General features: G+C 68.9%; 27 protein-coding genes and 1 riboswitch. Of the genes, 11 read left to right on the top strand and 16 right to left on the bottom strand.

From position 1 onward, the window contains the following. The first annotated feature begins 414 nt into the window (after window positions 1-414). From GON01_RS17445 to GON01_RS12940, 7 genes are all read left to right on the top strand, one after another. Window positions 415-597: a BBE domain-containing protein gene (locus GON01_RS17445; RefSeq protein WP_408640925.1), complete on the top strand. Its 183-nt coding sequence runs from the start codon at window positions 415-417 to the stop codon at window positions 595-597. A gap of 422 nt (window positions 598-1,019) precedes the next feature. Then, window positions 1,020-1,751 (top strand): sterol desaturase family protein, encoded by a 732-nt coding sequence (locus GON01_RS12965; RefSeq protein ID WP_157028229.1) that lies wholly within the window; start codon window positions 1,020-1,022, stop codon window positions 1,749-1,751. Between the two features lie 10 nt (window positions 1,752-1,761). Continuing rightward, complete coding sequence (locus GON01_RS12960) at window positions 1,762-2,592, top strand: MipA/OmpV family protein (protein ID WP_309503254.1); 831 nt, start codon at window positions 1,762-1,764, stop codon at window positions 2,590-2,592. A gap of 25 nt (window positions 2,593-2,617) precedes the next feature. Next, window positions 2,618-3,412: a hypothetical protein gene (locus GON01_RS12955; RefSeq protein WP_157027810.1), complete on the top strand. Its 795-nt coding sequence runs from the start codon at window positions 2,618-2,620 to the stop codon at window positions 3,410-3,412. 107 nt (window positions 3,413-3,519) lie between these two features. Beyond that, window positions 3,520-3,627, top strand: a riboswitch (TPP riboswitch). A gap of 27 nt (window positions 3,628-3,654) precedes the next feature. Beyond that, window positions 3,655-5,553 (top strand): phosphomethylpyrimidine synthase ThiC, encoded by a 1,899-nt coding sequence (gene thiC, locus GON01_RS12950; RefSeq protein WP_157027809.1) that lies wholly within the window; start codon window positions 3,655-3,657, stop codon window positions 5,551-5,553. A gap of 61 nt (window positions 5,554-5,614) precedes the next feature. Further along, window positions 5,615-5,869: a hypothetical protein gene (locus GON01_RS12945; protein ID WP_157027808.1), complete on the top strand. Its 255-nt coding sequence runs from the start codon at window positions 5,615-5,617 to the stop codon at window positions 5,867-5,869. 184 nt (window positions 5,870-6,053) lie between these two features. After that, on the top strand, window positions 6,054-6,356 hold the full coding sequence (locus tag GON01_RS12940) for a hypothetical protein (RefSeq protein ID WP_157027807.1): 303 nt from the start codon (window positions 6,054-6,056) through the stop codon (window positions 6,354-6,356). On the opposite strand, the gene GON01_RS16725 is transcribed toward GON01_RS12940, so the two are convergent. The 8 genes from GON01_RS16725 to GON01_RS12905 form a co-directional block, all read right to left on the bottom strand. Beyond that, window positions 6,353-7,510 carry a porin family protein gene (locus GON01_RS16725; protein ID WP_181599967.1) on the bottom strand — a complete coding sequence of 386 codons (1,158 nt, stop codon included), beginning with the start codon at window positions 7,508-7,510 and terminating at the stop codon, window positions 6,353-6,355. The genes GON01_RS12940 and GON01_RS16725 overlap by 4 nt on opposite strands. 209 nt (window positions 7,511-7,719) lie before the next feature. After that, on the bottom strand, window positions 7,720-8,490 hold the full coding sequence (locus GON01_RS16720; protein ID WP_181599966.1) for a transferrin-binding protein-like solute binding protein: 771 nt from the start codon (window positions 8,488-8,490) through the stop codon (window positions 7,720-7,722). Continuing rightward, window positions 8,411-8,995 (bottom strand): hypothetical protein, encoded by a 585-nt coding sequence (locus GON01_RS16715; RefSeq protein ID WP_181599965.1) that lies wholly within the window; start codon window positions 8,993-8,995, stop codon window positions 8,411-8,413. Before GON01_RS16715 ends, GON01_RS16720 begins: the two co-directional genes overlap by 80 nt. A gap of 93 nt (window positions 8,996-9,088) precedes the next feature. Next, window positions 9,089-10,597, bottom strand: coding sequence for an RNA polymerase factor sigma-54 (gene rpoN, locus GON01_RS12925; RefSeq protein WP_309503251.1), 1,509 nt, complete (start codon window positions 10,595-10,597; stop codon window positions 9,089-9,091). Between the two features lie 115 nt (window positions 10,598-10,712). Continuing rightward, the gene (gene lptB / locus GON01_RS12920; RefSeq protein ID WP_157027803.1) at window positions 10,713-11,492 is read right to left on the bottom strand and encodes an LPS export ABC transporter ATP-binding protein; all 780 of its coding nucleotides are present in this window, start codon (window positions 11,490-11,492) and stop codon (window positions 10,713-10,715) included. 102 nt (window positions 11,493-11,594) lie between these two features. Then, window positions 11,595-12,128 carry an LptA/OstA family protein gene (locus tag GON01_RS12915; RefSeq protein WP_157027802.1) on the bottom strand — a complete coding sequence of 178 codons (534 nt, stop codon included), beginning with the start codon at window positions 12,126-12,128 and terminating at the stop codon, window positions 11,595-11,597. Further along, window positions 12,125-12,772, bottom strand: coding sequence for an LPS export ABC transporter periplasmic protein LptC (gene lptC / locus GON01_RS12910; protein WP_157027801.1), 648 nt, complete (start codon window positions 12,770-12,772; stop codon window positions 12,125-12,127). Before lptC ends, GON01_RS12915 begins: the two co-directional genes overlap by 4 nt. Beyond that, on the bottom strand, window positions 12,765-13,382 hold the full coding sequence (locus GON01_RS12905; RefSeq protein WP_157027800.1) for a ribonuclease D: 618 nt from the start codon (window positions 13,380-13,382) through the stop codon (window positions 12,765-12,767). Before GON01_RS12905 ends, lptC begins: the two co-directional genes overlap by 8 nt. Window positions 13,383-13,589: 207 nt before the next feature. Between GON01_RS12905 and GON01_RS17245 the strand changes: the two genes are divergently transcribed. Further along, window positions 13,590-14,336: a cold-shock protein gene (locus GON01_RS17245; RefSeq protein WP_157027799.1), complete on the top strand. Its 747-nt coding sequence runs from the start codon at window positions 13,590-13,592 to the stop codon at window positions 14,334-14,336. Window positions 14,337-14,400: 64 nt separating this feature from the next. Here the strand turns inward: GON01_RS17245 and GON01_RS12895 are convergent, their stop codons facing one another. The 5 genes from GON01_RS12895 to GON01_RS12875 all read right to left on the bottom strand — a co-directional run bounded on the left by GON01_RS12895 (window position 14,401) and on the right by GON01_RS12875 (window position 20,554). Continuing rightward, window positions 14,401-15,102 carry a DJ-1/PfpI family protein gene (locus GON01_RS12895; RefSeq protein ID WP_157027798.1) on the bottom strand — a complete coding sequence of 234 codons (702 nt, stop codon included), beginning with the start codon at window positions 15,100-15,102 and terminating at the stop codon, window positions 14,401-14,403. 21 nt (window positions 15,103-15,123) lie between these two features. Beyond that, window positions 15,124-18,501 (bottom strand): chromosome segregation SMC family protein, encoded by a 3,378-nt coding sequence (locus GON01_RS12890; protein ID WP_157027797.1) that lies wholly within the window; start codon window positions 18,499-18,501, stop codon window positions 15,124-15,126. Window positions 18,502-18,618: 117 nt separating this feature from the next. Continuing rightward, window positions 18,619-19,362, bottom strand: a complete 744-nt coding sequence (locus GON01_RS12885; RefSeq protein WP_181599964.1) for a DsbA family protein — start codon at window positions 19,360-19,362, stop codon at window positions 18,619-18,621. A gap of 11 nt (window positions 19,363-19,373) precedes the next feature. Further along, window positions 19,374-20,036 (bottom strand): thioredoxin domain-containing protein, encoded by a 663-nt coding sequence (locus GON01_RS12880; RefSeq protein ID WP_181599963.1) that lies wholly within the window; start codon window positions 20,034-20,036, stop codon window positions 19,374-19,376. Next, window positions 20,033-20,554, bottom strand: coding sequence for a DUF721 domain-containing protein (locus GON01_RS12875; protein ID WP_232328846.1), 522 nt, complete (start codon window positions 20,552-20,554; stop codon window positions 20,033-20,035). Before GON01_RS12875 ends, GON01_RS12880 begins: the two co-directional genes overlap by 4 nt. Window positions 20,555-20,596: 42 nt before the next feature. Between GON01_RS12875 and mutY the strand changes: the two genes are divergently transcribed. Both mutY and nudC read left to right on the top strand, forming a co-directional pair. After that, entirely contained in the window at window positions 20,597-21,631 is a 1,035-nt protein-coding gene (gene mutY / locus GON01_RS12870; protein ID WP_157027793.1) for an A/G-specific adenine glycosylase, read from the top strand. Beyond that, the gene (gene nudC, locus GON01_RS12865) at window positions 21,625-22,503 is read left to right on the top strand and encodes an NAD(+) diphosphatase (RefSeq protein WP_157027792.1); all 879 of its coding nucleotides are present in this window, start codon (window positions 21,625-21,627) and stop codon (window positions 22,501-22,503) included. The genes mutY and nudC overlap by 7 nt, the downstream gene beginning before the upstream one ends. Window positions 22,504-22,524: 21 nt before the next feature. Here the strand turns inward: nudC and GON01_RS12860 are convergent, their stop codons facing one another. Beyond that, the gene (locus GON01_RS12860) at window positions 22,525-23,409 is read right to left on the bottom strand and encodes a prephenate dehydratase (protein WP_157027791.1); all 885 of its coding nucleotides are present in this window, start codon (window positions 23,407-23,409) and stop codon (window positions 22,525-22,527) included. A 135-nt stretch (window positions 23,410-23,544) separates the two neighbouring features. Here GON01_RS12860 and GON01_RS12855 point away from each other — a divergent pair, with 135 nt between their 5' ends. Then, window positions 23,545-24,234 carry a c-type cytochrome gene (locus GON01_RS12855; RefSeq protein ID WP_157027790.1) on the top strand — a complete coding sequence of 230 codons (690 nt, stop codon included), beginning with the start codon at window positions 23,545-23,547 and terminating at the stop codon, window positions 24,232-24,234. An 85-nt stretch (window positions 24,235-24,319) separates the two neighbouring features. On the opposite strand, the gene GON01_RS12850 is transcribed toward GON01_RS12855, so the two are convergent. Together GON01_RS12850 and GON01_RS12845 are read right to left on the bottom strand one after the other, a co-directional pair. Then, window positions 24,320-25,609 carry an adenylosuccinate synthase gene (locus GON01_RS12850; RefSeq protein WP_181599962.1) on the bottom strand — a complete coding sequence of 430 codons (1,290 nt, stop codon included), beginning with the start codon at window positions 25,607-25,609 and terminating at the stop codon, window positions 24,320-24,322. Window positions 25,610-25,727: 118 nt separating this feature from the next. Further along, on the bottom strand, window positions 25,728-26,384 hold the full coding sequence (locus GON01_RS12845; RefSeq protein ID WP_157027789.1) for a hypothetical protein: 657 nt from the start codon (window positions 26,382-26,384) through the stop codon (window positions 25,728-25,730). Between the last annotated feature and the right edge of the window lie 31 nt (window positions 26,385-26,415).

Here is a 26,415-nt window from a genome sequence, read left to right as displayed (position 1 = left end):
GAAATTTCTCCGCGCGTTGCCCGGCGTGGTGCTGCCTGACGACCGTCCCGGCGCTTCGCCCGACCATGTCTTCTGGGCCACCAATCGCGGCGAGGCGGGGCAGGTGCTCCACGCCTATCAGTCCGCCTGGCTGCCCAAGGACCTGCTCTCGCCGGCGCGCCGGCCGGCGCTGGTCGATGCGATCGTCGCCGCGTCGGCCGAATGGAGCTTCAGTCTTCACACCAACAAAGGGCTCGCCGGCGGCGCTCCGCAAGCGATCGCCGCCGCGCGCGAGACGGCGATGAACCCTGAGGTTGCCGACGCCTTCGCGCTGCTGATCTGCTCCGCCGATGGGCAGCCCGCCTGGCCCGGCATTCCCGGCCACGAACCCATGCCGCGACCGGCCGCAAGGAAGCCGCCGCCGTCACCCGCGCGATGGCACCGTTCCGCAGGCTGGTGCCGAATGCCGGCTGCTACATGTCCGAATCCGACTATTTCCGCCGCGACTGGCAACGCGCCTATTGGGGCGACAATTACCCCCGCCTGCTGGCGGCCAAACGCAAATACGATCCGGCCAATCTGTTCACCGGCCACAATTGCGTGAGTGGAGCAATCTAGTCTCACTTCCCAAACCGCAGCCTTGGGTCCGATGAGGGTGGCTAGCGGAAATAGCAGCGTAAGCCGAATCCTGATCCTAGGTTCTTTTGCGACCCCGGAGCCACCACATTAGAGGAACAGCGGGAGAAGCCAAAAAGAGCAAGAGCTGCCAGTTGCCGGCAAACGCGTTACGCCATCCTCCAGCAAAGCCGGTCGCAAACAGAACGCCCACCGCAACGAATGCTGACCAAACAATCAGCAACCCACGCCTTTCCCACTGCCCCACTCAACTTCTCCCGAATTGCAACAGCGACAATCTCGTTGCGCGGGAAAGTCCGCAACGGGTCGTTTCGCGACATAAGAGCGCAGGTAAGCGCCTCCCGGATCGGTTCGATTTCCTCTAAGGCCAAGCCGTGGCCGCGATCCTCCTCTCCGCCCTCGCGATGACGCTGATCGTCGGCGTGCGCTATCTCGCGGTGAGCGGTGCCTTCGCATTCGCGACGCGCACGGTGCGGCCGGGCCTCTATTCCCAGCTCCGTCCGCAGATCGGGAGGGAGATCGGCTGGTCGCTCGCCTCCGCCGCGATCTACGGCGTTCCTGCCGGCATCGTCGCCTGGGGCTGGCAGGCGCGGGGCTGGACGCGGATCTACACCGATCCGGTCGCTTATCCGCTGTGGTGGATGCCGGTCTCCGTCCTGCTCTACCTCGCCGCCCACGATACATGGTTCTACTGGACGCATCGTTGGATGCACCGACCGCGGGTGTTCCGCGCCATCCATGCGGTCCATCATGCCAGCCGGCCGCCGACAGCCTGGGCCGCGATGAGCTTTTCGCCGCTGGAGGCTCTGACCGGCGCGGTCGTGATCCCCGCGCTCGTCTTCCTGATCCCGATCCACGCCGCGACGCTCGGCCTGGTGCTCGCGATCATGACCGTGATGGGCGTCACCAACCATATGGGCTGGGAAATGTTTCCGCGCGCGATCGTCGGCGGCCCGGTCGGCCGCTGGATCATCACCGCCAGCCACCACCAGCGCCACCACGACCGATATCGCTGCAATTACGGCCTTTATTTTCGTGTCTGGGACCGGCTGTGCGGCACCGATCATGGCCTTGGCCGCTTCGACGACGCAACTGATCGCAGTTCCGTACGTTGCGCGTCCGTATCGGAAGCATAGGGGTCGTTTCGTGAAGCCAGTCCTGATCGTCGTTGCGTCACTCGCCGCCGCTCCCGCCGCCGCGCAGACCGCGATCGCCGACCCGCTCTTGAAGGAGACGGTGACGATCGCGGCGGGCGCGGCGTACATCCCGTCCTATGTCGGCTCGGACGATTATCTGGTGGCGCCGGCGCTGGGCGCGCGCGGCAGCGTGTCGGGCTTCAACTTCCAATTCCGGGGCACCGAGGCGAGCGTCGACCTGATCCGCAACCGCGATCCGCACGCGGTCGACTTTCAGCTGGGCCCGGTCGCGGGCGTCAACCTGAACCGCACGCGGTCAATCAAGGATGCGCAAGTGAAAGCGCTCGGCAAGCTCGACACCGCGATCGAGCTCGGCGGCTATGTCGGCATCGGCAAGACCGGCGTCATTACCAGCGCCTATGACACGCTTTCGGCAAGCGTCACCTACACGCACGACGTGGCCGGCGCCCACGGCAGCTACCAGATCACGCCTGCCATCACCTACGGCACGCCGCTGAGCCGCAAGGCCTATGTGCTCGTCTCCGGCTATGCCGATTATGTCGGCAGGGACTATGGCGACTATTACTTCACGGTCACGCCCGCCGGGGCCGTCGCGAGCGGCCTGCCCGCGTTCAGCGCGCGCAAGGGAGGCATGCTCGGCTGGGGCGCGACCACGCTCGTCAACCTGTCGCTGACCGGCGACCTGACCGGCGGCCTCTCGCTGGTCGGCGGCGGCGGCTATTACCGCGTGCACGGCCGCTACGCCCGCTCGCCGATCGTGGCGATCGCCGGTGACCGCGACCAATGGTATGGCGGGCTCGGACTGGCCTATACGTTCTGAACAACCGGACGCCGGGAGAAATCCTATGCGTGCTTCTGCTTTTGTTGTCGGACTTTCCGCTCTCGCGCTGCTCGTTGCCTGCGGCGGCGACGGCGCCGGCCCGATTCCGCAGCCGAGCCCGACCCCTGCGCCCGTGCCGACACCGACGCCGACTCCCGCGCCCACGCCTGGCCCGAAGCCGACGCTCGGCGCGAAGGTCGTCGACTTCTCGTTCCTCAACGACATGAACGGCTTCCAGGCCAATTATTCCGACTATGTGCCGGGGCAGGAGCCGGTGATCGCGTTCCGCGCCGAGATCGAGCCGCTGCCCGCGCCGCTCGCCAATCTCACCGGATTCGCGATCTCCGCGCCCAATCCGTCGAACGACCTGTTCATCTTCATCTGGAAGCCCGTCACGGGGCTGGCACCCAACACCCGCTATCAGGTGACGGTCAGCTTGCGCTTTGCGACCAACGCTCCGCCGAACTGCCCCGGCAATCCGGGCGAGAACGTGACGATCAAGGCCGGCGCGAGTGCGGTCCAGCCTGCCCCCGTCGCTCAGCTGAACCGCGTCACCGTCAATTTCGACAAAGGCAATCAGGCGACCGGTGGAGCCGACGTCGCGGCGATCGGCAATTTCGCGCAGGTCGCCCCGGCCGGCACCTGCGACCAGCCGCTCTATGCCGAAAAGACGCTCACCACCGGTGCCGGCGCGCCGACGCTGATAAGCGATGCCAACGGTCGCCTGTGGCTGGTGATCGGCGCCGATTCGGGATTTACCGGCCGTACCAGAATCTATTTCCTGGACGGACAGGCGACGTTCGCGCCGGTGAGCGGCTGAAGCCGCTGGCCGCAAATCCGGTTCCCGGCGCAGCCATCGCCGCGCTGAAGCGTCGCCGCCAGATGGCGCGAGCCCCTTCCGTCCGGTCCGATAGCAGGGTAGAGGAAGACCATTCCCCGGGGGACCGCGCCTGAGCGGTTGAGAGGTGGCTGAAGCCACGACCCGCCGAACCTGATCCGGTTGAGACCGGCGGAGGGAGGGACGTCCTGGAACGCCCGCTCTCCGTCCATTTGGAGAGCATCATGGCCGACGTCCACGCCCGCACCGAACTGAAGGTCACCACCGGCCCGATCCGCGGCAGCCGCAAGGTGCATGTCGGCCCGCTCAAGGTCGCGATGCGCGAGATCGACCTCGAGCCTTCCTCGGGCGAGCCGCCGCTTCGCGTCTACGACACCTCCGGCCCCTACACCGACCCGACCACGCGCATCGACATCATGGCTGGCCTGCCGGAGCTGCGCCGCGACTGGATTCGCGCGCGCGGCGACGTCGAGGACGTCACCCAGCGCGAGGTCCGGCCGGAAGATAACGGCCAGCTCGGCCCCGACCGCTCCGGCGGGGTGCAGCCCTTCCCGAACGTCCGCCGCATGGTGCTGCGCGCCAGGCCGGGCGCGAACGTCAGCCAGATGCACTATGCCCGCCGCGGCATCATCACGCCCGAAATGGAATATGTGGCGGAGCGCGAGAATCTCGGCCGGGAGAAGCTGGTCCGCGAGCGCGACGGGGAGTCGTTCGGGGCGGCGATCCCCGATTTCGTGACGCCGGAATTCGTCCGTGACGAGGTCGCGCGCGGCCGCGCGATCATCCCGTCGAACATCAACCACCCCGAGAGCGAGCCGATGGCGATCGGCCGCAATTTCCTGGTCAAGATCAACGCCAATATCGGCAATTCGGCCGTCGCTTCGGACGTGGCGAGCGAAGTTGACAAGATGGTCTGGGCGATCCGCTGGGGCGCCGACACGGTCATGGACCTGTCGACCGGGCGCAACATCCACGACACCCGCGAATGGATCATCCGCAACAGCCCCGTCCCGATCGGCACCGTGCCGATCTACCAGGCGCTGGAGAAGGTCGGCGGCATCGCCGAGGACCTGACCTGGGAAATCTTCCGCGACACGCTGATCGAGCAGGCCGAGCAGGGCGTCGACTATTTCACGATCCATGCCGGCGTCCGCCTGCCCTATGTCCCGCTGACGGCGAAGCGCGTCACCGGCATCGTGTCACGCGGCGGCTCGATCATGGCGAAATGGTGCCTCGCGCACCACAAGGAGAGCTTCCTCTACGAGCGGTTCGACGAGATCAGCGAGATCATGAAGGCGTACGACATCGCCTATTCGCTGGGCGACGGCCTCCGCCCCGGCAGCATCGCCGACGCCAACGACGAGGCCCAGTTCGCCGAGCTCTACACTCTGGGCGAGCTCACCAGGCGCGCCTGGGCGCAGGACGTGCAGGTGATGATCGAGGGCCCCGGCCACGTGCCCATGCACAAGATCAAGGAGAATATGGACAAGCAGCTGGAAAGCTGCGGCGAGGCGCCCTTCTACACCTTGGGGCCGCTCACCACCGACATCGCGCCCGGCTACGACCACATCACCAGCGGCATCGGCGCCGCGATGATCGGCTGGTACGGCACCGCGATGCTCTGCTACGTCACGCCGAAGGAGCATCTCGGCCTGCCCGACCGCGACGACGTCAAGGTCGGCGTCGTCACCTACAAGCTCGCCGCCCACGCCGCCGACCTTGCCAAGGGCCACCCTGCCGCCAAGCTCCGCGACGACGCCCTGTCACGCGCAAGGTTCGAATTCCGCTGGCGCGACCAGTTCAACCTGTCGCTCGATCCCGACACGGCGGAGCAATATCACGACCAGACCTTGCCCGCAGAAGGCGCCAAGACCGCCCACTTCTGCTCGATGTGCGGCCCGAAGTTCTGCTCGATGAAGATCACCCAGGAAGTGCGCGATTTCGCCGCTAAGCAGAACCAATCGTCCGATCAGTTCCTGGCGGCAACCCCCAGCGCCGTTCGGGGTGAGCCTGTTGAAGCCCTCCTTTCTTCTTCCGAAGCCGACGCGGAAAAGGGCATGAATGAAATGTCCGAACGCTTCCGCGAGAAGGGCGGAGAAATCTACCTCCCCGCCGCCGAGTGATCGCATCCGGTCCGCATCGATGGTAAAAAGGCGCGCCAGCGTTCTACCAAGGAGAAACGACATGGCGCACAGGAAACTGGTTTGGGCGTTGAGCCTGCTCGCCGCCGCGGCGCCGGCCTGGGCTGCCCCCGAGGACCGGCCCAGGCCGGCAACCGCGCCGCCCGGAACTGCCGAAACCCGCTACTGCATGTGGATCGCCCCCTTTACCGGCACCCTGATCGAACAGGTCAAGTGCTGGACTCGCGAGCAATGGGCCAGGCAGGGCGTCGATGTCGACAAGGACTGGCCCAGGGAAGGCGTCCGCGTTGAAGGCTGATCGGGAACTCGGCCGAGGCGGACTTCGGCGGAGCGACCGCCCATAGAATGGCCAAGTGGGTCGACGTCGGCGTCCCTCAATTGCGGCGGCGAGCGGTCAAGGGGTCGACGAGAGTGCGCGGCGTGACGCCGCAACTCTCCGCCTGCGAAACGGTTTAGCTCCTGACAGGATCGGGAGTGAGGTCATGGACATTTCGAACACGCCGCTGGTCGAGCGGATCGCGCGGGTGCTGGCGGGGCAGCGGCTGAGCTCGAACGCGGAAGGGTCGAACCCGTCGGCGGGCGACGTGGTCGACCGCGCCTGGCACGAGCATCTGGACGACGCGCGCGCGGTGCTGAGGACGCTGCGCGAGCCGGACGAGGAAATGGCGGCGGCCGGAGATGCGGCAGTGTGGGAACGGATGGTGCGCGCCGCGATCGATTCCGATGGCGCGGGCAAGCCCAATGCGGAGCGCACGCAGGACGAAGCGGCGGCCGTCGCCCCCTAGAATTCCCGGCTGAGCGCGAACTCCACGCGCGTGCGCCGGAAGTTGTAGATCGGGATCGTCGAATCGCTTTCGGTGTGGATCACGCGGATCAGGGGCGCGAGGCCGCGCCAGGTGAAGCGCCGCAGGATCAGCCCCGCGGTGACGTCGAAACGCCGGTCCTCGCGCGTCATCCCGAACAGCGGATCGGGCCCATCCGCGCCGAGGCGGAAGCCGCTCAGCTGGATAAAGCCCAATTGCTTGCCGAAGGCGCGCGAGGCGAGCAGGTCGACGCCGACACTGTCGGTCGACAAAAAATCGACCTGGGCGTCCTGGCGGGTCGCGCGGACGCTCACGCGCGCGCTGAAGCGGGGGCTGAACGCGCGGTCATAGGCGATGTTCACGTCTGTCAGCAGGCCGTCCTGGATCGGAACGTGCGCATAATTGCTCTGCAGTACGGTCAGTTCGCCTTCGATCTGGCTGACGCGGTCGAGCGGCTTCAGCAGGTTCAGCGAGCCGCCATAGCTCTCCGAATAGAGATCGCCGCCGAACCAGCGCCGCTGCGCGATCGCGGCCGGCCGCACGCGCGCGCCGCCGATACGGAATTCCGGGCCTGATGCGAGCGTCATCACCACATCGTTGAAGCGCGACTTGCCGTACAGATCGGCGCGAATCGAGGCGCGGCTGAGCAGGTCGACGCTGTCCGTGATGTCGCCACGGGCGAAACCCTGCAGCGACAAGGAGAAGCCGATGCCGGACGTGGCGCGCGCATCGCGGCTAAGCGTCAGCGGCGCGACGACGGTGTCGACCCGTTCCTGCGTGGTGGCACGGTTGATGTTGCTGTCGGGCGCGACCGCAATCTCGATCGACCCGCCGATCGACCGGCTGGAGCGGAGCGCCGTCGCAAACCGATCGACCACGCGCGCGACGTCCTCGGGCAGCCCGGCCGCGCCGGCGCGGCGCAGCTCCCGCCGGGCGCCGGATTCGTCGCCGGTCTCCGCCAGCAGCCGCGCCAGCTCGAGCCGGGGCCGTCCGGCGTTCGGCTTTTCGTCGAGCAGGGCCTTCAGCCATTCGATCGCACCCTGGCGATCGCCTTGCGCTTCGCGCAGCGCCGCAAGGCGGAAGCGCGCTTCCGCTCGATAATCGGCATTGGGATCGCGGGTGAGGCCTTTGAGCAATGTCTCGGCATCGGCGAAGCGCCGCGCCGCCGCATAGCGTTCGGCGATGCCGAAGACCTGGGACGCGGTCAGCCCCTGCGCGCAGCCCTTTGCCGGATCGCAATCCTGCGCCTGGGCGAACGCCGCCGGTGCTGCGAAGGCGGCAAGCAGAATGACGGAGGCGACACGAACGAACAGAACCGCCTCCGCGGAAACCAGGAGGAGTGCGGCTAGCGGGCCTTGCCGACGACCGCGCCCGCGGCGGTTCCGCTTGACCCTGCAGCCGCGCGCAGGCTGAACGTATAGCCCATTTCCTGGCCCTGGGGTCCGAAGAAAGCGCCGGCGAACGTGCCGTTCAGCGTGTTGCCGAACGCATCCGTTCCCTGGTGCGCCAAGGTTCCGCTGAACCCGCCGCCCATCGCCGCGATGCTGCCGGTGCCGGCAAAGCGGCCGAGGTCCTTCGGCGGCTGAAGCGGAGCGCTCGCGTTCGTGCCTTGCAGGTCCAGCGTGGTCGCGACCGTCATATTGCCGAAATTCGCCGTGAAGTCGCTGGTTCCCGCCAATTTGTAGAGGCCGCTGCCGGTGCTCCAGATGCCGTCGACGGTGGTGGTGTAGGAGGCGGAGCCGGTGCTCGGCTGGTTCGCCGCTTGGCGGATGCCATAGACAAAGAATTGCTGCGAGAAGTCGATGGTCGCGCCATTGTCCACGGCGCGCTGCCATGCCCCATAGCTCACATAGCTGAGCTTGAGCGTCGGGTTGTTCGCGCCCGGATTGAACAAGGTCAACTGGTCGTCGACGTTGCCGGCGGCCTTGGCGAAGGTCGTCACGCTGTCGTTGCTCTGCGACGGCACCTTCATCTGCGGCAGGAAAGTCGCGGAGGCGCCGCTTGCATCCTTGACCGTGTAGCCGCCGGTGGCCGCATCATAGGCGAGCGATACCCCTTCGCCGAACCCGTTGGCGACGAAGCCAAGATTGGACGCCGTTCCGTCCGCGCGCAGCACCGTGGACGAGGTGCGGCCGCCGGTCGCGTCGAATGTCTCGCTGTACAGCAGCGGAGCCAGGCTCGTGTTGGTCGGCGTCGGCGTGGGAGTCGGCGTCGGAGTCGGAGACGGAGTGGGAGTCGGCGTCGGCGTCGGCGTGGGAGTCGGCGTCGGCGTGGGAGTCGGCGTCGGCGTGGGAGTCGGCGTCGGCGTCGGCGTCGGCGTGGGAGTCGGCGTCGGCGTCGGCGTCGGCGTGGGAGTCGGCGTCGGCGTCGGCGTGGGAGTCGGCGTCGGCGTCGGCGTCGGAGTCGGCGTCGGCGTGGGAGTCGGCGTCGGCGTGGGAGTCGGCGTCGGCGTCGGCGTGGGCGTGGGAGTCGGCGTCGGCGTGGGAGTCGGCGTCGGCGTGGGAGTCGGCGTCGGCGTCGGCGTCGGAGTGGGAGTCGGCGCGGGCGCGGGCGTGCTGCCGGCAGAGCCAACGCCACCGCCGCCACAGGCCGCGAGCGCGAGTCCGAGGCTCAAAACACACGAATTCCGAAGCTTATGCATTACCTTACCCTGCCCGCGAACGACGGTTTCGTTAACGATAGTTGGTAGGGGTTGATAGGCTGTTAAAAACGGCTCAGGCGACGCGCAGCACCTTCTGTCTCCTGCGCTGGACCGACGAGCCGATCCCCATCGCCTCGCGATACTTGGCGACGGTGCGCCGGGCGATGTCGAATCCCTTGCCGCGCAGCAGGTCCACCAGCGTGTCGTCGGACAGGATCGCGGTCGCGTCCTCGGCCGCGATCAGCGACCGGATCGCACTTTTCACCGCCTCCGCCGACACCGCCTCGCCGCCATCGGCCGCCTGGATCGCAGAGGTGAAGAAATATTTGAGCTCGAACAGCCCGCGCGCGCAGCTCAGATATTTGTTCGATGTGACGCGGCTGACCGTGGATTCGTGCATGCCGATCGCTTCCGCGACCTGGCGGAGCGTCAGCGGCTTCAAATGCTCGACCCCTTTCAGGAAGAAGCTTTCCTGCTGCTTCACGATCTCGGCCGCGACCTTGATGATCGTGCGCTGGCGCTGGTCAAGCGCCTTGATCAGCCAATTGGCGCTTTGCAGGCAATCGGCGAGCCAGGCCTTCGATGCCTTGTCCTGCGGGCCGGACGCGAGCTCCGCATAATAGGTGCGGTTGACGAGCAGGCGCGGCAGCGTCGCGGCGTTGAGCTCGATCGCCCAGCCGCCCGGCCGCTTCGCGACGAAGATGTCGGGCACGACCGTCTCGGTGCGGACCGCGCCGAACCTGAGCCCGGGCTTGGGATCGTAATTCCTGAGCTCGCGGATCATGTCCGCCAGATCCTCGTCGTCGACCTGGCAGATGCGCTTCAGCTGCTGGAGCTTGCCCGCCGCGACCAGATCTAGATTGGCGATCAGGCGGACCATGCAGGGATCGTAGCGATCGGCTTCCTTTGCCTGGAGCGCGAGGCATTCGGCGAGGCTCCGTGCGCCAACCCCGGTGGGATCGAAGGTCTGGACCACGCCCAGCACGCGGTCGACGTCGCACGGCACGACGCCGAGCCGCTGGGCCACGTCGGCGGCATCGGCTGTCAGATAGCCGGCTTCGTCGATCTGCCCGATCAGCTGAACCGCGATCAGATGGTCGCGGCCGGCGAGGGTCTCGCCCGCCTGGGCAAGCAGATGGTCCTGCAGCGATTCAGGCGCGCTGGCGAAGCTGTCGAAGTCGATCGCGTCCTCGCCGCCGCCGGGTGCCGCCGCGCCGAGACCCAGCGAGCCGTCCAGGCCATAGCTTTCGGTCGGACCGTCGTGGTGGAAGGTCTCCGCGACGAAATCGACGTCGAGCGGCGCGTCGGCGACGGCGTCGCCATGCTCGACCAGCCGGTCGGCTGTCACCGGCTCCGGCGGCTCGTCGCCGTCCCACGGCTCGGCGTCCGGCTCGGGCGCGTCAGCCGGGCCGCGCTCTTCGCCGCCGGTCTCGAGCAGCGGGTTCTTCTCCAGCTCCTCGGCGATGAAGCCCTCGATCTCGAGGTTCGACAGCGCCAGCAGCTTGATCGCCTGCTGCAGCTGCGGCGTCATCACCAGCGATTGCGACTGGCGAAGATCGAGGCGCGGCGCGAGACTCGCCACGGCTAGTCTATAGTCGTCACCCCGGCGAAAGCCGGGGCCCGCCTGCCTTGGGCGCGGCAAGTGGGGGAAGAAGGTGGGTCCCCGATTTCGCGGGGATGATGAGAAAGGGCGAGCGTCACAGCTCGAAATGCTCGCCGAGATAGAGGCGGCGGACATTCTCGTCGGCGACCAGCGCTTCCGGGCTGCCGGCGAACAGCACGCGGCCGTCGTAGATGATGCAGGCGCGGTCGACGATGTCCAGCGTCTCGCGGACATTGTGGTCGGTGATCAGCACGCCGATGCCGCGCTTCTTCAGCTGGCAGATCAGGTCACGGATGTCGGAGATCGAGATCGGGTCGATGCCGGCGAACGGCTCGTCCATCAGGATGATCGACGGATTGGCGGCGAGCGCGCGCGCGATTTCGCAGCGGCGCCGCTCGCCGCCCGAAAGGCCCATGGCCGGCGAGGCGCGGAGGCGCGTCAGGCCGAATTCGTCGAGCAGTTGCTCGAGCCGGTCCGCCCGCGCCGCGCGGTCGGGCTCGGCGAGCTCCAGCACCGCGAGGATGTTCTTTTCGACCGTGAGGCCGCGGAAGATCGAGGTTTCCTGCGGCAGATAGCCGAGCCCCAGGATCGCGCGGCGGTACATGGGAAGGCCGGTGATATCGAGCCCGTCGAGCATGATCCGGCCCGAATCGGGCTTCACCAGCCCCATCACCGAATAGAAGCAGGTCGTCTTGCCGGCGCCGTTGGGGCCGAGCAGGCCGACCACTTCGCCGCGGCCGACGGCGAGCGACACGTCCGACAGCACCACGCGCTTGTCGTAGGATTTCGCGATCGACACGACGGCGAGCCCGGCGCCGACCTCCGGCTCCGGGCTGGGCGCGATGGGCGCGGTCAAGGTAACGACGTCGTTCATGCCGGCTCCGGCTGCTCGCAGATCAGGGTTATTGATCGGTAAACAAGAGGCATTTGGCAAGGTTCGTGCATGACAATGCGACGAAGCGTGGCGCCGCTGCCCCTAGCCGCCCTTGCGCTGCGGCACCGAGAAGCGCCCGGTGACGCGGCCGCCCTGGCCGCGCGTGCCAGGCGCGCCGCCGACCGCCGAGCCATCGACCACGGCGCGGCCACTGTCGAGGTCGATCACCAGCCGCCCGCCGCGGACCGTGTTTGGCCCCTGGTTCAGCACGACGCCGCCGGTCATCGTGATCAGCCGGCGGTTCAGGTCATAGACCGCGAATTGGCCGCGCGCGGTTTCGGATGGCGACTTGACGGTGACGCCGCCGGCGGCGTCGACCCGGTCGATCTGGGTGTTGCCGCCCGACCGGTCATAGGCAACCGTGACGCGAGCGGCATCGAGCGTCAGCTCCGCCTGGGTCACGTGCACGTTGCCGGCGAAGATCGCGCGATCGGCGCGGTCCTGCACCTCGATCCGATCGGCGGTGACGTCCACCGGCGCGTTGGTGTTGTGACTGCGCAGCGCCTGGGCGACGAGCGGCGCCGCCAGCGCCATTGCGCCGCCGAAGATGCTTCCCAGGATCAGCCGCCGGATCATCGGGTTCCTCTGGCGGCTCCCTGGACGATGTGCAAGCGCGCCCCGCCAGTCAGCCGCACCACCCGCTCCGGCAGGTTGGCGGAAATATGCCCGCCGCTGAACGTGCCGAGCGGCATCCGCCCTTCGACCGGGCCCTGGCTGGCCATGGTCCGAGTCTTCAAGTCGACATCGACGTCGCGCGTGACCAGCCGGTAGCCGTCGGCCGACTGGTAGGTGACCGGTCCTTCGACCTGCACCTGTTCTTTGTCCATGTCGTAGCGAGCGCGGTCGGCGCGGAGCATCGCCGGCCCGTCGCGCATCGCAAGGCTGGCGGATAGGTCCTGCATGCGCACGATCGGCTCTTTCGACGTCGCCTGGACGGCCGACCCCGCGTGCAGCGCGAACGGCTGGCCCTTTGAATCCTCGCCCCGGTACAGCGCTTCGGTGACGCGCAGCCTTTCCCTGGCGACCTGCACCTTGTTCTTGTCGAGAACGAAGCTCATGTCGCCGGCGATCGTCATCGGCGCGATCGACATGAACGCCACCAGCGCGCCGATTCCCATCGGAAGCAGCATGCGCAGCCAGCGGATCACGCGATCATGGCTGCTGCCGGGCATCGCCCAGCGCATGCGCGCGTCGCGCGAGCGGATCGCCGCTTCAGACATGGGCGAAGATGTCGACCTCCGGCCAGCCCGCCAGGTCCAGCTTCGCGCGGGCGGGCAGGAAATCGAAGCAGGCCTGGGCCAGCTCCGTCCGCCCTTCGCGCGCCAGCCGGCGGTCGAGCTCGTCCCGCAGCGCGTGGAGGTAGCGCACGTCCGAGGCCGCATAGTCCTTCTGCGCGTCGGACAGCACCGGCCCGCCCCAATCGGAGCTTTGCTGCTGCTTCGAGATTTCCTGGCCGAGCAATTCGCGCACCAGGTCCTTCAACCCGTGGCGGTCGGTATAGGTCCTGACCAGCCGGGACGCGATCTTCGTGCAATAGACCGGCGCCGCGGTGATGCCGAGATAGAGCTGGATCGCGGCCAGGTCGAAACGCGCGAAATGGTAGAGCTTCAGCCTGGCCGGATCGGCGAGCGCCGCCTTCAGGTTCGGCGCGTCGTAGCGGCTGCCGGGGCCGAAACGGACCAGATGCTCGTCGCCGCGCCCGTCGGAAATCTGCACCAGGCAGAGCCGGTCGCGGTGCGATTGGAGACCCATTGTTTCGGTATCGACGGCGACCGGGCCGTCGGCGAGCGCACCGGCGGGCAAGTCTTCTTCATGGAAATGAACGGCCATATCGCGTCAGGGCATAGGCGGACCGGCGTGAACGCTCAATGGCGAAGCAGCTATTGACCCAGGCTGTGGATTATTTCGTTCGCCCGATTGTCCAAACTCGGCTATGACGAATCGTGGACGCGACTATGGGGTATGCGTCTCAAGGACTTGGCGTGCGCGCCCGGCGTGCGAGGTTCGAGAGTACAGGTGGGCGACCGGAAGGCAAGAATGGGTTTCGATAGAGGACGACGGGGTCAGCGCGGCGGCGGCAAAGACAAGCGCGACGGTTTCGGTGACGAGAATTACGGCGGCTACAGCGAATCCGGCGGCGGCCGCTATGGCGGCGGCTTCGGCGGCGGTGACCGCTTCGGCGGTGGCGGCGGCTTCGGTGGCCCGCGCGGTGGCGGCTTCGGCGGCGGCGGTGGCGGGGGCTTCGGCGGCCCGCGCGGCGGCGGCATGCCCCAGCAGGTGATCGGCGAAGGCACCGGCGTCGTGAAATTCTTCAACGCGCAGAAGGGCTTCGGCTTTGTCGTGCGCGACGATGGCGGGGAGGACGTGTTCGTCCACATCTCCGCCGTCGAGCGCGCCGGTCTGACCGGGCTCGCCGAAGGGCAGCCGCTCGGCTTCACCCTGGTCGATCGCGGCGGCCGCGTCTCGGCCACCGACCTGAAGATCGAGGGCGAACCGCTCCCGGTGACGGGCGGCGGCGGCGGCGCGCGCGAGGATCGCGGCGGTGGCCCGCAGCGGCAGCTGACCGGCGAAAAGGCCAGCGGCACGGTCAAGTTCTTCAACGCGATGAAGGGCTTCGGTTTCATCCAGCGCGACGACGGACAGCCGGACGCGTTCGTCCACATCTCCGCCGTCGAGCGGGCCGGCATGCCGAGCCTGAACGAAGGCGACCGGCTCGAATTCGAGCTGGAAGTGGACCGCCGCGGCAAATACGCCGCAGTGAATCTGGTTCCGCTGCAGTCTTGATCAACCCGTCACCCGGTCTTGAGCCGGGGCCGCCCTTCTTCGCCAGAAGCAGGCAGGTCCCGGATCAAGGCCGGGATGATGATGGTGGTCGGTTCAGCCGCTCCGCGGCGGCGCGGTAGCGCGCCGGTCGATCTGACGCGGACTTCGCCACCATCGCGCGATAGCGCTCCAGCGTCGCCGCATCGGCCTTGCCGGGCGACCCCGAATCGAGTGGCGGCGCCGGATCATACTCCAGGCTGAGCTGCACGAAGCGCGCATAGTCCTCGCCTTCGATCGCGGCGACCAGCGCCAGGCCGAAATCGATGCCGGCCGTCACGCCGCCGCCGGTGACGCGGTTGCGATCGAACACCACCCGCTCCTTCACCGGAATCGCGCCGAACGCTGCCAGATATTCATGGCTGGCCCAATGCGTGGTCGCGCGATAGCCGCGGAGCAGCCCGGCCGCGCCCAGCACCAGCACGCCGGTGCAGACGCTGGTCACCCACGCCGCGCCCTCGGCCGCGCGGCGCAGCCAGGCGAGCGTCGCCTCGTTCTCCATCGCGCCGGTGACGCCGAACCCGCCGGGAACGCAGAGGATGTCCGGCGGGGCGGCGGACTCGAAGGTCGCGGTCGGCAACAGCGCGAAGCCAGCGTCGGTCGGCACCGGCTCCAGCGTCTTCGCGACCAGCGCAATCTTTGCGTCTGGCATGCGCGACAGCACCTGCGCCGGGCCGGTTAGGTCGAGCTGCGTGACCTGAGGAAAGAGGAGGAAGGAGATTTGGGCCATCTACACCTCCGTTGACATTCCTTACTCCGCCGCCAGCAGCTGCTCTGCGCCGCCCAGGTCGACCGAGACCAAGCGGCTGACGCCCCGTTCGACCATCGTCACGCCGAACAGGCGGTGCATGCGGCTCATCGTCACCGCATTATGGGTGACGATCAGGTAGCGGGTGTCGGTTTCCGTCACCATCGTGTCGAGCAGGTCGCAGAAGCGCTCGATATTGGCATCGTCGAGCGGCGCATCGACTTCGTCGAGCACGCAGATCGGCGCCGGGTTGGTCAGAAACAGGCCGAAGATCAGCGCGACCGCGGTCAGCGCCTGCTCGCCGCCGGACAGGAGGGTAAGGCTGCCGAGCTTCTTGCCCGGCGGCTGCGCCATGATCTCCAGCCCCGCTTCGAGCGGATCGTCCGAATCGACAAGCTGCAGATAGGCTTCGCCGCCTTCGAACAGGCGGGAGAACAAGCGGCGGAATTGACGGTCGACTTCTTCGAAGGCGGCGAGCAGGCGCGTGCGGCCTTCGCGGTTCAGGCTGCCGATCGAGCCGCGCAGGCGGTTGACTGCCTGGGCCAGCTCGTCACGCTCGGCAATCGAACGCTCGAGCTCGGTCTCCAGCTCGCGCAATTCCTGCTCGGCGACGAGATTGACCGGGCCCAGCCGCTCGCGATCGAGGTTCAGCTTGTCGTGGCGCGCCGATTCTTCGGCCGGGTCGCAGACTTCGGCCGACGCGAAACCGACCCGCTCCGGCAGCACCGGCGGCGGGCATTCGAACCGCTCACCAGAGACGCGGCCCATTTCCACGCGCCGCGTATCGGCGGCTTCGGCGCGGGCGGCGGCGCCGGCGCGGAGCTCGCGCGCCTGTGCCAGAGCTTCGCCGGCATGAGCGAGGGTTGCCTCGCCTTCACGCACGCCGGCCTCCGCCGCGCGCTCGTCGGCGGCAAGCGACTCGGCCTCGGCGCGCGCTTCGGCCTGACGTGATTCGAGCGCCGCGATCTCCTGGCGCAGCGCGCCTGGCGCGCCGGTCAGCGCGGCAAGCTCGGCCTCGGCCGCGCGCTCGCGGCGGCCCATCTCCTCGATCCGCTTCGCCGCCTCGCCGGCGCGCGCGCGCCAGCCCTTGACCTCAGCCTGCGCCGCGACCTGCCGCTCGCGGTCGGCCGCGATCGAGCGCTCAAGCGTCGCCGCGAGCGCACGCTTCTCCGATACCGCCGCGCGTGCGGCTTCGTTTTGCGCAGACAGGGAAGCGACGAGCTGGGCGGTGGCGGCACCGTCGGGCAAAGCGGCCGATCGCGCATTCGCCTCTTCCGCCTCGCGCGCAGCTTCGTCGCGCTCGCCGGCCGCGCGTTCGTGCCTGCTCGCCAGCTCCGCCCTGCGCGCCGTGAAGCGCTCGATCGCGGCCTCGGCGGAATCCTCCTCGCGCCGCGCAGTGCGCGCGTCGGCCTCAGCCTGGCCCAAGGCGCGCCGCGCGTCCTCGGCAGCGGCGCGGGCAGCGGCGAGGCGAGTCGACGCCGCATCCATCGCTCCCTGTGCCTGCGCCACCACCGCTTCCGTAGCGGGCAGCGTGGCGCGGAGCGCATCGAGCCGGTTGGCGCGGATCAGCCGTTCGGCCGCGGCAGCACCGGCATCCGCCGCGACAAAGCCGTCCCAGCGCCGCATCGCGCCAGCCAGCGTGACGAGCTGCTGGCCCGGAGCGAGAGCGCGTCCGTCGTCGGCCTCAGCGACCGCAATCTGCGCGAGCCGCCGCGCGAGCGCCGCCGGGGCGGTGACATGGGCGGCGAGGCTGCCCGCGATCGCCTGATCGGGCGCGACCTCCGCCCAGCTCGCCAGCGCCGTCTCCAGTTCGTCGCCAAACGCCGCCGCGAGCGCGCGTTCATAGCCGGGCGCGGCGCGGACATGATCGATCAGCCGATCGCCCGACGCGCGCTGCAGCGCCTTGTCGAGCGCCGCCGTTTCGCTTTGCAGCGCGGCGAGAACGGCGCGGGCGGAGGCGAGCTCGGCCTCGGCGCGCTCGCGTTCGGCGGCGGCTTCGGCCCGCTCCGATTCGCCGCGCTCGATCGCCTGGGCGGCGGCGGCAGCAGCCTGCTCCGCCACGCCACGGCGGGAGGCCGCTTCCTCGCGGGCAGCCGCAAGATCGGTGCCGCCACCCAGCTGCGCGATGTCGGCCTCGACGCGGGCCAGCTCGGCCTGGGCGCGGGCGAGACGCGCCTGGGCGGCGCTTGCGGCGGAGCGGGCGATCTGCGCCTCGGCCTGCTCGCGCGCCTGCGCCGACAAGGCCTGGGCCAGCGCCACCTCGGCATCGCGCGCCGCGCTTTCGGCGCCCGCCAGCTCCGCCGCGAGGGCGGGCCGACCCGCTTCCGCCGCAGCGATGCGTAATTCCAATGCCCTCGCCTCGGCCGTAAGGCGCGCGATCGCCTCGGCGGCGTCGTTTGCCAGCGCACCTTCACGTTCGCGATCGGACGCGAGCCGCTCGCGCGCCTGGGCGAGTTCCTCAAGCCGCCGTTCGGCCGACGTCAGCTCCGCGCGCGCGGTCGCGAGCTTGTGCCCGGCCTCGCTCGCCCGATCGCGGGCAGCCTGAGCGGCGGCGCGGGCGTGGCCGAGCTTCTTCGTCGCCTCGGCATTCCACGCGGCGGCGGCGCGCTGGGCCTCGGCGAGCTGGTGGACCCGTTCATCGGCTGCGGCGGCTTCCTTCTTCGCGGCGTCCGCCGCCTGCGCGGCCTCGCGCCAGCGGGCGAAGATCAGCCGCGCCTCGGCGACCTTGATCTCGGCGGAGATCGCCCGGTAGCGCTCGGCCGCGCGGGCCTGCCGCTTCAGCTGGCCGGAACGCGTCTCCATGTCGCCGATCAGCTCGCCCAGCCGGGCCAGATTCGCCTCGGTCGCGCGGAGCTTCTGCTCGGCGTCCTTGCGGCGAACATGGAGGCCGGCGATGCCCGCCGCTTCCTCCAGCATCGCGCGGCGCTCGGTCGGCCTGGCGGCGATGACCGCGCTGATCCGCCCCTGGCTGACGAGCGCCGGCGAATGGGCGCCGGTCGCGGCATCGGCGAACAGCAGCGCGACGTCCTTGGCGCGCACGTCACGGCCGTTCAGCCGATAGGCGGAGCCGGCGCCGCGCTCGATCCGGCGGACGACCTCGATCTCGCCATCGTCATTGTCGGCCGTCTCCGCGAGCAATTGCACTTCGGCGAAGTCGCGCGCCGGACGCTGGGCCGTGCCGGCGAAGATCACGTCTTCCATACCGCCGCCGCGCAGTGACTTGGCCGAGCCTTCGCCCATCACCCAACGCAAGGCTTCCAGCAGGTTGGACTTGCCGCAGCCATTCGGGCCGACGACGCCGGTCAGCCCCGGCTCGATCCGCAACTCGGTCGGATCGACGAAGCTCTTGAAGCCGCTGAGCTTCAGCCGCTTGAACCGCAACTGGCGTTCTCCTCCGGCCCCGACTTTATCGCGCACGTGCGCGCGAGGAAGGGGCGCGAGGCCCCTTATCCCCAAGATTTAGGCGGACGGAGGCGGAAATGAGTCCAGTGGTTGTGGCTACGCCCCCGCCGCCTTCAGCTCCGGCTCCAGCTGCTCCCAGGTGCCGACATTCTGCAGCATCGTGCCGTTGAGGAAGAAGGCCGGCGTGCCGGGGATCTGCATCGTGTTCGCCTTCTGCTGCATGTCGACCAGCTTATCGACCGCGGCCTTGTCGCTGAGGCACGCGTCGAGCTTCGCCTGGGTAATGCCGCGCTGTTTCGCAAACTGGTCGATGCCGATCAGGGATGCGACCGCCTTGAACTGCTCGGCAGGGGTCAGGCCCTGGAGCCGCTGCTGCTCGGCGGGGGGCACGTTCTGGAGCTTCTCGAAAATCTCGTTCTGCTGCTCCATGATCTGCTGGGTCATCGGGAAATAGGGATCGGCCCCGCCGCAGCGGCTGACCAGCGTCGCGGTCATGTCCACGAAATCGCGGACATAGTTGCGGACCTCGAGGCTGACCGTGCCCTTCTTCACATATTGGTCACGCAAGGGGGGGAAGCCCTTTTCCTCGAACTCCTTGCAGTGCGGACAGGTGAGCGACAGATATTCGATCAGCTTCACCTTCGCATTGGGATTGCCCATCAGGAAGCCGCCCTCGGGCGTGATGGTGACAACCTGCGTCCAGTCCTTGCCGGCCGGCGGCGGCACCGCCGCGGCGGCACCGGAGGCGTTCGCGGCCGCCGTCGCATTATCGGCAGCCTTGTCGCATGCGGCGAGCGCGAGCGCGGCGGCGCCCAGCGCCAGGAAATGGGCCTTGATCATTCCAGTCTCCGTCAGTTCCGTTTGAGGTGCGGCTCCAGCGCCGCCCAGCTGGTGGTGGCATCGACGCCAGTGCCGTTGATCATGAAATAGGGCGTGCCCGGAATCTTGCGGATGCCCCATGCTTCCTCGGCCATCCCGAGCACCGGCCGTTCGGCGGCGGTGTCAGCCAGGCAGGCATTCACCTGCGCGTCGCTCAAGCCGACGATCGAGCCCAGGCCGGCGCCCTTCGCGACCATCTGCAGCTGCTGCGGCTGCTTCGCCTTGTCGAGCGCGTCGCGATTGGCCTCGATGTAGCGGCCGGCCGCTTCGAACCAGGTCTGCTGCGTGGCGAACAATTTGTCGTGGACGGCGAAGAAGCGCGCCGGGCCGGTGCAGCGGGCGAGCAGAGTAGCGGTGAGGTCGACCGCGTCACGCACGGCGTGCCGGATCTCGACCGCGGTGCCGCCGCTGGCCACATATTTGCGCAATGGCGCGCTCGCCTCGCCGGTGAAGTGCGCGCAGTGCGGGCAGGTGTAGCTGACATATTCGACCAGCCGCGTCTTCGCCGCCGGATTGCCGAGCACGAACGCGCCGGCCGGAGTCTGCGTCACCTTGTGGATCCAGTCGACCGCCGCGGCCGCGCCGGCGAGCGCCAGCGCGCCCAGCGCGGCGACGGCGATTTTCAACGGCTTCACGCCTTCACTCTCCCGAGAATGGGGATGGATTCGGTGGTGGCGATGCCGCGGGCGAGCGATTCGAGCACCGCGCGCAGCTCCGGATCGCCGACGGCGCGGAGCGAATCGCCGAGCTCCACCGGCACCGGCTTCAGCTCCGGGCGCGCCGGCTTCGGCGCTGCTCGGGTTACAATGCCCTGGCGGATCGCGACGCGCTCGACCGCCGGATAGCCGAAGAAGCGGTTCACCCGCTCGACGATTTCCGGCAGCACATGCTGCATCATCGGAGCATGCGCGCCCGACACGGTCAGCGTCAGCGTACCGTTGGCGCGCTTGCCCTGCGGGAAGCGGATCGATTCGGGCGCCGACACGCCGGCGTAGCGGCTGCCGACGATCTCCGCCCAGCGGCTGACGATCGAATGCTGGACGAAACCGAACTTGCGGAACGAAGCGCGGCCGGCATCGGGCAGCAACTCGGCGACCGAGCGCGCGCGCCCGCCGCGCGGGGTTTCATCCTGCTTCGCCTTGCGACCGCTCATCGCACCGGTCATTGCCACAGCTCCCATGAACCGTCCATTGGGATGCGCGTGATCGCTGCCCGACTCCTCGAATGGTACGACCGGCACGCGCGCGTGCTGCCGTGGCGGAGCCCGCCCGGCGGGGCGCCGCCGGACCCGTATCGCGTCTGGCTGTCCGAAGTGATGCTGCAGCAGACGACGGTCGCGGCGGTGAAGCCCTATTATGAGCGGTTCCTCGCGCGCTGGCCGAGCGTGGAGGCATTGGCCGCGGCCGACAATGCCGAGCTGATGGCCGCCTGGGCCGGCCTTGGCTATTACAGCCGCGCGCGCAACCTGCTCGCCTGCGCACGGACGCTGGTCGCCGAACATGGCGGGCGCTTTCCCGGCAGCGCGGCCGAGCTGAGAAGGCTTCCCGGTATCGGCGACTATACGGCCGGGGCGATTGCCGCGATCGCGTTCGGCGAGCCGGCCGCGGTCGTCGACGGCAATGTCGAGCGGGTGGTGTCGCGGCTGTTCGCGCTGGACAACAAGCCGGCAGTGCGCGCCCGGGCCGCGGCGCTGACTCCGGCCGAGCGGCCCGGCGACCATGCCCAGGCGATGATGGACCTGGGGGCGACCATCTGCACGCCGAAGAGGCCCGCCTGCGCGATCTGTCCGGTGCGGAGCGACTGCCGCGCCTTCGCGCTGGGCGTGCAGGAGGCCTATCCGATCAGGCCGGCCAAGGCGGCGCGGCCACACCGGCGCGGCTTTGCCTACTGGGCCGAGGCGGACGGCCACGTGCTGCTGGTGACGCGGCCGGCCAAGGGGCTGCTCGGCGGCATGCGCGCGCTGCCGACCGGCGCGTGGGGCGCGGCGCCGAGCCTCGCCGACGCGCCGCTCTCGGCCGAATGGCGGCTGCTGCCTGAGCCGGTGCGCCACGTCTTCACTCACTTCTCGCTGGACCTGAGCGTCGCCTGCGCGCGGGTGCGGCGCGACGAGGCGGCCGGCGAATGGTGGCCGATCGAGCGGCTCGGTGAGGCCGGGCTGCCGACGCTGTTTGACAAGGCCGCGCGGCTCGCCTTGAGGGAGCGGATGACCGAGACCGCCATCGCATGCTGAGGCCCGGCTTCACGGGCTCGCCGCTCGACCGCGCCGACAGGCTCCGCAACGACCCCGACGCTTTCATGACCGCCGTATCGGACTGGCGGGCCCGGCTGCTGAGGCTCGACGGCATCGACCCGGTGCTGGGCGAGGACGGGCGGCTGAGCTGGGGAAGCCTGGCGGAGGCGGACGAAGGGGCCGAACTGCTGCTGCTTGGCCTGATCGACGGGCGGCCGCACTTCGCCGCGCTCGACTATGGCATGCCCGAAGGCGCGACGCGCTCGATGGGCATTTTCCGCACGCTCGACCTGCTGCCGCCGGAGGAAGCCTCGACCTATGCCGGGGCGCGCAGCCTGATCGACTGGCATTTGCGCCACCGCTTCTGCGCCAAGTGCGGCAATGGCGACACCGTGATCCACCGCGCCGGCTGGGGGCGGCAGTGCGGCCGCTGCGGCGCCGAGCATTTTCCGCGCGTCGACCCGGTCGTGATCATGCTTGCCGAGCATGGCGACAAGGTGCTGGTCGGGCGGCAATATCGCTATCCGCCCGGCCGCTATTCGGCGCTGGCTGGCTTCGTCGAGCCGGGCGAGTCGGTCGAGGAAGCGGTCGCGCGCGAGCTGCACGAGGAAGCGGGGCTGACGGTTCGCGACGTGCGCTATGTCGTAAGCCAGCCCTGGCCCTTCCCATCGTCGCTGATGATGGCCTGCATGGCGACCGCCGACGAGGCGGCGCTGACGATCGACACGACAGAACTGGAAGATGCGTTCTGGGTCGACCGCGCGGGGGTCGAAGCCGCCCTGGCCGGCGCGCCGGGAGCGCCGTTCCTGGCGCCGCCCCATTACGCGATCGCGCACACGCTGTTTCGCTGGTGGCTGGAGCAGGCGGCGTAATCCGGAGACACGTCCCTGGACTCAGCCGCGCTTTCTCGCCTGCTGGTAGACGCCAAGCACGTTCACCCATTTCGAGTGAAACCTGAGCTCGTCCAGCGCACGGTCGACGGCGGGGTCGCCGGGGGCACCTTCGATATCGGCGTAGAATTCGGTGGCGGAGAAGCTGGCACCGCGCTGATAGCTTTCCAGCTTCGTCATGTTGACGCCGTTGGTCGCGAAGCCGCCCATCGCCTTGTACAGCGCGGCGGGGATGTTCTTCACCTCGAACGTGAAGGTCGTCATCCGGTCGCCCGATTCGGGGCGGCGCTGCTCCCGCGCCAGGATCATGAAGCGCGTCATGTTGTGCGCTTCGTCGGCAATCCCCTCCTCCAGCACGTCGAGGCCGTACAGCTCGGCGGCGAAGGCGGGCGCGATCGCCGCGATACCCCAGTCCCGCAGCTCGGCGACTGCGGCGACGGCGGCGGCAGTGTCGGCATAAGCGACCGGGCGCAGCCCCCGCGTGCGCAGCCAGTGGCGGCTCTGCCCCAGCGCCTGCGGGTGGCTCATCACTTCGCGAATGGGATGGCCGGCCTTGCCGATCAGCGACGGCTCGATCGGCAGGAAATGCTCGCCGACGATGGCGAGACCCGATTCGGGCAGCAGGAAATGGATGTCGGCGACGCGCCCGTGCAGCGAGTTCTCGATCGGGATCATCGCCTGGCCGGCCCGCCCTTCCTTCACCGCGTCAAGCGCATCCTCGAAGCTGAAGCAGGGATAGGGAAGGCCGCCGGGAAACTGCTCGATCACCGCGCGGTGCGAGTTGGCGCCGGGCGCGCCCTGGAAGGCGACCGCGCGCGCCGGCTCGCGCTCGGCCGCGGCGATCATCTCCGCGACCAGGCGCCGCGCGGGTTCGGGGTAATTCTGCATGACCGGGGCGCGCCTAGAGTCTTTCGCCCGACAAGGAAACCCGCGCGACTTGCGGGACGCGCGGGCTGTTCCTAAAGGAAGCGCGCGATTTAGGGGCAGGCCCGCGTCCGGGCCGGGACTTTTCGAGGATCTGGGATGAACGACCGCAACAACACGATCGCCGGCTGGGTATTGGGCGCCGGTATCGTGGCGCTGGGCGCTGGTATCGTGTCCAGCGAGTATTTCCATGCCGAGCGCCCGGAGAAGATGGGCTATCCGATCGAAGGCGTGGCCGAGGCCGGCGAAGGCGGCGGTGCGGCCGCCGAGGAGCCGATCGCGAACCGGCTGGCGACTGCCGACCCGGCCAACGGCGCCAAGGTGTTCCAGAAGTGCGCGGCCTGCCATAACGACAGCAAGGGCGCCCCCAACGGCGTCGGCCCCAACCTGTGGGGCGTGGTCGGCGAAGGCATCGCGGTGGGCGCGGGCGGCTTCGCCTTTTCCGACGCGCTGAAGGCGAAGGGCGGCACCTGGGACTTCGAATCGCTCGACAAATGGCTGCAGAGCCCGCGCAAGTTCGCGGACGGCACCAAGATGACGTTCGCCGGCTTGTCCAAGGGATCGGACCGCGCCGACGTGATCGCCTATCTGAACCAGCAGAGCGACAGCCCGCATCCGCTGCCCAAGCCCGAAGCGGCGCCCGCCGACACGGCCGGCGGCCCGGAAGCGAAGGCGGCCGACACCGGCGCGGTGCCCGGCACCCCGGCGGCGGGCGCCCCCTCAGTCGATCCCGCGGCCGCCGAGCGGGCTGCGACGCGGGGCGACATGCCGGCGGTCGAGAAGAAGTAGGCAGATCGTCACCCCGGGCTCGACCCGGGGTCCACCTGTCCCTCGTTTGAAGAAGGTAGGTCCCGGCTCAGGGCCGGGATGACGGTCAATCCGCGAAGGGGTCGCGGACCAGGATCGTGTCGTCGCGCTCGGGACTGGTCGAGACCAGGGCGACCGGGCAGCGGATCAGCTCCTCGATGCGGCGGATATATTTGATCGCCTGGGCCGGCAGCTGCGCCCAGCTGCGCGCGCCGGCGGTCGATTCCTGCCAACCCTCGATCTCCTCATAGACCGGCTCGACCGCGGCCTGGTCCGCGGCATGGGCGGGGAAATGGCCGAGCGTGCGGCCGCTGAGCCGGTAGCCGGTGCAGATGCGGATCGTCTCCATCCCGTCCAGCACGTCCAGCTTGGTCAGCGCGACCCCCGTCACGCCCGACACGGCGACCGACTGGCGCACCAGCACCGCGTCGAACCAGCCGCAGCGGCGGCGGCGGCCGGTGACGGTGCCGAACTCATGGCCGCGCTCGCCGAGCCGCTGCCCGATCGCATCGTCGAGCTCGGTCGGAAACGGGCCGGAGCCGACCCGTGTCGTGTATGCCTTGACGATGCCGAGCACGAAGCCGACCGCGCCCGGCCCCAGCCCGGAGCCGCCCGCCGCGGTGCCGGCGATGGTGTTGGAGCTGGTCACGAACGGATAGGTGCCGTGATCGACGTCCAGCAGCACGCCCTGGGCGCCTTCGAACAGGATGCGGCGGCCGCGCGCGCGCGCCTCGTTCAGGTCGAGCCAGACGGGCTTGGCGAATTGCAGCACGAATTCGGCGACGTCGCGGAGCTCGCGCAGCAGCCGCTCGCGGTCGATCGGCGGCTCGCCGAAGCCGGCGCGCAGCGCGTCGTGGTGCGCAGTCAGCCGGTCGAGCTGCGGGCCGAGATCGCCCAGATGGGCGAGATCGCAGACGCGGATCGCACGCCTGCCGACCTTGTCTTCATAGGCCGGGCCGATGCCGCGCCGCGTGGTGCCGATCTTGCCGGCCCCCGACGCATCCTCGCGCAGCGCGTCCAAGTCGCGGTGGAAGGGCAGGATCAGCGCGCAATTGTCGGCGATCGACAGCGTGTTCGGGCTGACCTCCACGCCCTGTGCGCGCAGCTTCTCGACTTCCGCCTTCAGCGCCCAGGGATCAAGCACGACGCCGTTGCCGATCACCGACGGCGTGCCGCGCACGATGCCGGAGGGCAGCAGCGACAGCTTGTACACCTCGCTGCCGATGACGAGCGTGTGCCCGGCATTGTGGCCGCCCTGGAAGCGGACGACCATGTCGGCCCGCTCGGCCAGCCAGTCGACGATCTTGCCTTTGCCCTCGTCACCCCATTGGGCGCCGATCACCGTGACGTTGGCCACATTCGCTCCTTTCGTGTCGGCGCCCGACTAGTGGAGCCGCGCCGCCGGGTCCAGTTCGGCGCGGAAGGTTAGGAAGGTTCGGCGCGCGGAAAAAATCCAGTCGATCAATCCCGGCGTTTCAAGTGATCCAGTCGATCTGTGGCGTCATGTGGAGGCGCCCGCGCTCCTGCAGCCGCTCGCCTTCCTCACGCGTGAGCGCACGGCGATAGCGGGCGTGGCCGAACCGGAAAGACTGCCGGCCCCGAAACCCGTCCGGCGGCGGCAGGTTGGTGTACCAATCCCCTTGCCCGTCGGTCCACAAGCGGAAGCCGCCGAGCGGGGCATCCTCGTCCTCGCGTTCGAGGGCCTGCATCCAGCCGTCCCAATCGTGCTGCACCCGGGCGCGCTCGGGCGCGCGAGACAGGCCCGCCCGCGCCTGCTTCAGAAGATGGATCAGCAGCCGGTCCGAATGGACGCGCTCCTCCGCGACCAGCTCGCCATGATAATAGATGCGCTTGCGCGTGCCGTTGATGGCGCGGTCGAAGGCGATCGCCGTCAGCCTCTGGATGCCGCGTTCCAGTGCCGCTTCCCAGGCGGCGTCGAACGCGACCGCATCGCTGCGGCGGCGCAGGCGGTAGGCGCTCTGCTCGCTCATGCCGACCTGCGCCGCGGCCTCGGCCACGCAGCCGGTATCGGCCAGATGCTCGATGAAGGAGCGCTGGCGCTCGGGGGTCCAGCCGTCATGGCGGGCGCGCACGGGGACGAGGGCGGAATCGGGAAGGTGCGAATCGGTCATCGCTGATTCTATAACCATATAGGTTCATGTA

This window comes from Sphingomonas horti, from assembly GCF_009753715.1.
In the GTDB taxonomy this organism is placed as follows: Bacteria; Pseudomonadota; Alphaproteobacteria; order Sphingomonadales; family Sphingomonadaceae; genus Sphingomonas_B; species Sphingomonas_B horti.
The sequence above is the reverse complement of the archived record's forward strand: the minus strand, read 5'-3'. Positions and strand labels throughout refer to the sequence as shown.

What these genes read in the sequence shown, in the direction of transcription:
- GON01_RS17445 (WP_408640925.1), top strand. Translation starts at nt 415, where the DNA reads ATGGCACCGTTCCGCAGGCTGGTGCCGAATGCCGGCTGCTACATGTCC.
- GON01_RS12965 (WP_157028229.1), top strand. Translation starts at nt 1,020, where the DNA reads ATGACGCTGATCGTCGGCGTGCGCTATCTCGCGGTGAGCGGTGCCTTC.
- GON01_RS12955 (WP_157027810.1), top strand. Translation starts at nt 2,618, where the DNA reads ATGCGTGCTTCTGCTTTTGTTGTCGGACTTTCCGCTCTCGCGCTGCTC.
- thiC (WP_157027809.1), top strand. Translation starts at nt 3,655, where the DNA reads ATGGCCGACGTCCACGCCCGCACCGAACTGAAGGTCACCACCGGCCCG.
- GON01_RS12945 (WP_157027808.1), top strand. Translation starts at nt 5,615, where the DNA reads ATGGCGCACAGGAAACTGGTTTGGGCGTTGAGCCTGCTCGCCGCCGCG.
- GON01_RS12940 (WP_157027807.1), top strand. Translation starts at nt 6,054, where the DNA reads ATGGACATTTCGAACACGCCGCTGGTCGAGCGGATCGCGCGGGTGCTG.
- lptB (WP_157027803.1), bottom strand. Translation starts at nt 11,492, where the DNA reads ATGAACGACGTCGTTACCTTGACCGCGCCCATCGCGCCCAGCCCGGAG.
- GON01_RS12915 (WP_157027802.1), bottom strand. Translation starts at nt 12,128, where the DNA reads ATGATCCGGCGGCTGATCCTGGGAAGCATCTTCGGCGGCGCAATGGCG.
- lptC (WP_157027801.1), bottom strand. Translation starts at nt 12,772, where the DNA reads ATGTCTGAAGCGGCGATCCGCTCGCGCGACGCGCGCATGCGCTGGGCG.
- GON01_RS12905 (WP_157027800.1), bottom strand. Translation starts at nt 13,382, where the DNA reads ATGGCCGTTCATTTCCATGAAGAAGACTTGCCCGCCGGTGCGCTCGCC.
- GON01_RS17245 (WP_157027799.1), top strand. Translation starts at nt 13,590, where the DNA reads ATGGGTTTCGATAGAGGACGACGGGGTCAGCGCGGCGGCGGCAAAGAC.
- GON01_RS12895 (WP_157027798.1), bottom strand. Translation starts at nt 15,102, where the DNA reads ATGGCCCAAATCTCCTTCCTCCTCTTTCCTCAGGTCACGCAGCTCGAC.
- GON01_RS12885 (WP_181599964.1), bottom strand. Translation starts at nt 19,362, where the DNA reads ATGATCAAGGCCCATTTCCTGGCGCTGGGCGCCGCCGCGCTCGCGCTC.
- GON01_RS12875 (WP_232328846.1), bottom strand. Translation starts at nt 20,554, where the DNA reads ATGAGCGGTCGCAAGGCGAAGCAGGATGAAACCCCGCGCGGCGGGCGC.
- mutY (WP_157027793.1), top strand. Translation starts at nt 20,597, where the DNA reads ATGCGCGTGATCGCTGCCCGACTCCTCGAATGGTACGACCGGCACGCG.
- nudC (WP_157027792.1), top strand. Translation starts at nt 21,625, where the DNA reads ATGCTGAGGCCCGGCTTCACGGGCTCGCCGCTCGACCGCGCCGACAGG.
- GON01_RS12860 (WP_157027791.1), bottom strand. Translation starts at nt 23,409, where the DNA reads ATGCAGAATTACCCCGAACCCGCGCGGCGCCTGGTCGCGGAGATGATC.
- GON01_RS12855 (WP_157027790.1), top strand. Translation starts at nt 23,545, where the DNA reads ATGAACGACCGCAACAACACGATCGCCGGCTGGGTATTGGGCGCCGGT.
- GON01_RS12845 (WP_157027789.1), bottom strand. Translation starts at nt 26,384, where the DNA reads ATGACCGATTCGCACCTTCCCGATTCCGCCCTCGTCCCCGTGCGCGCC.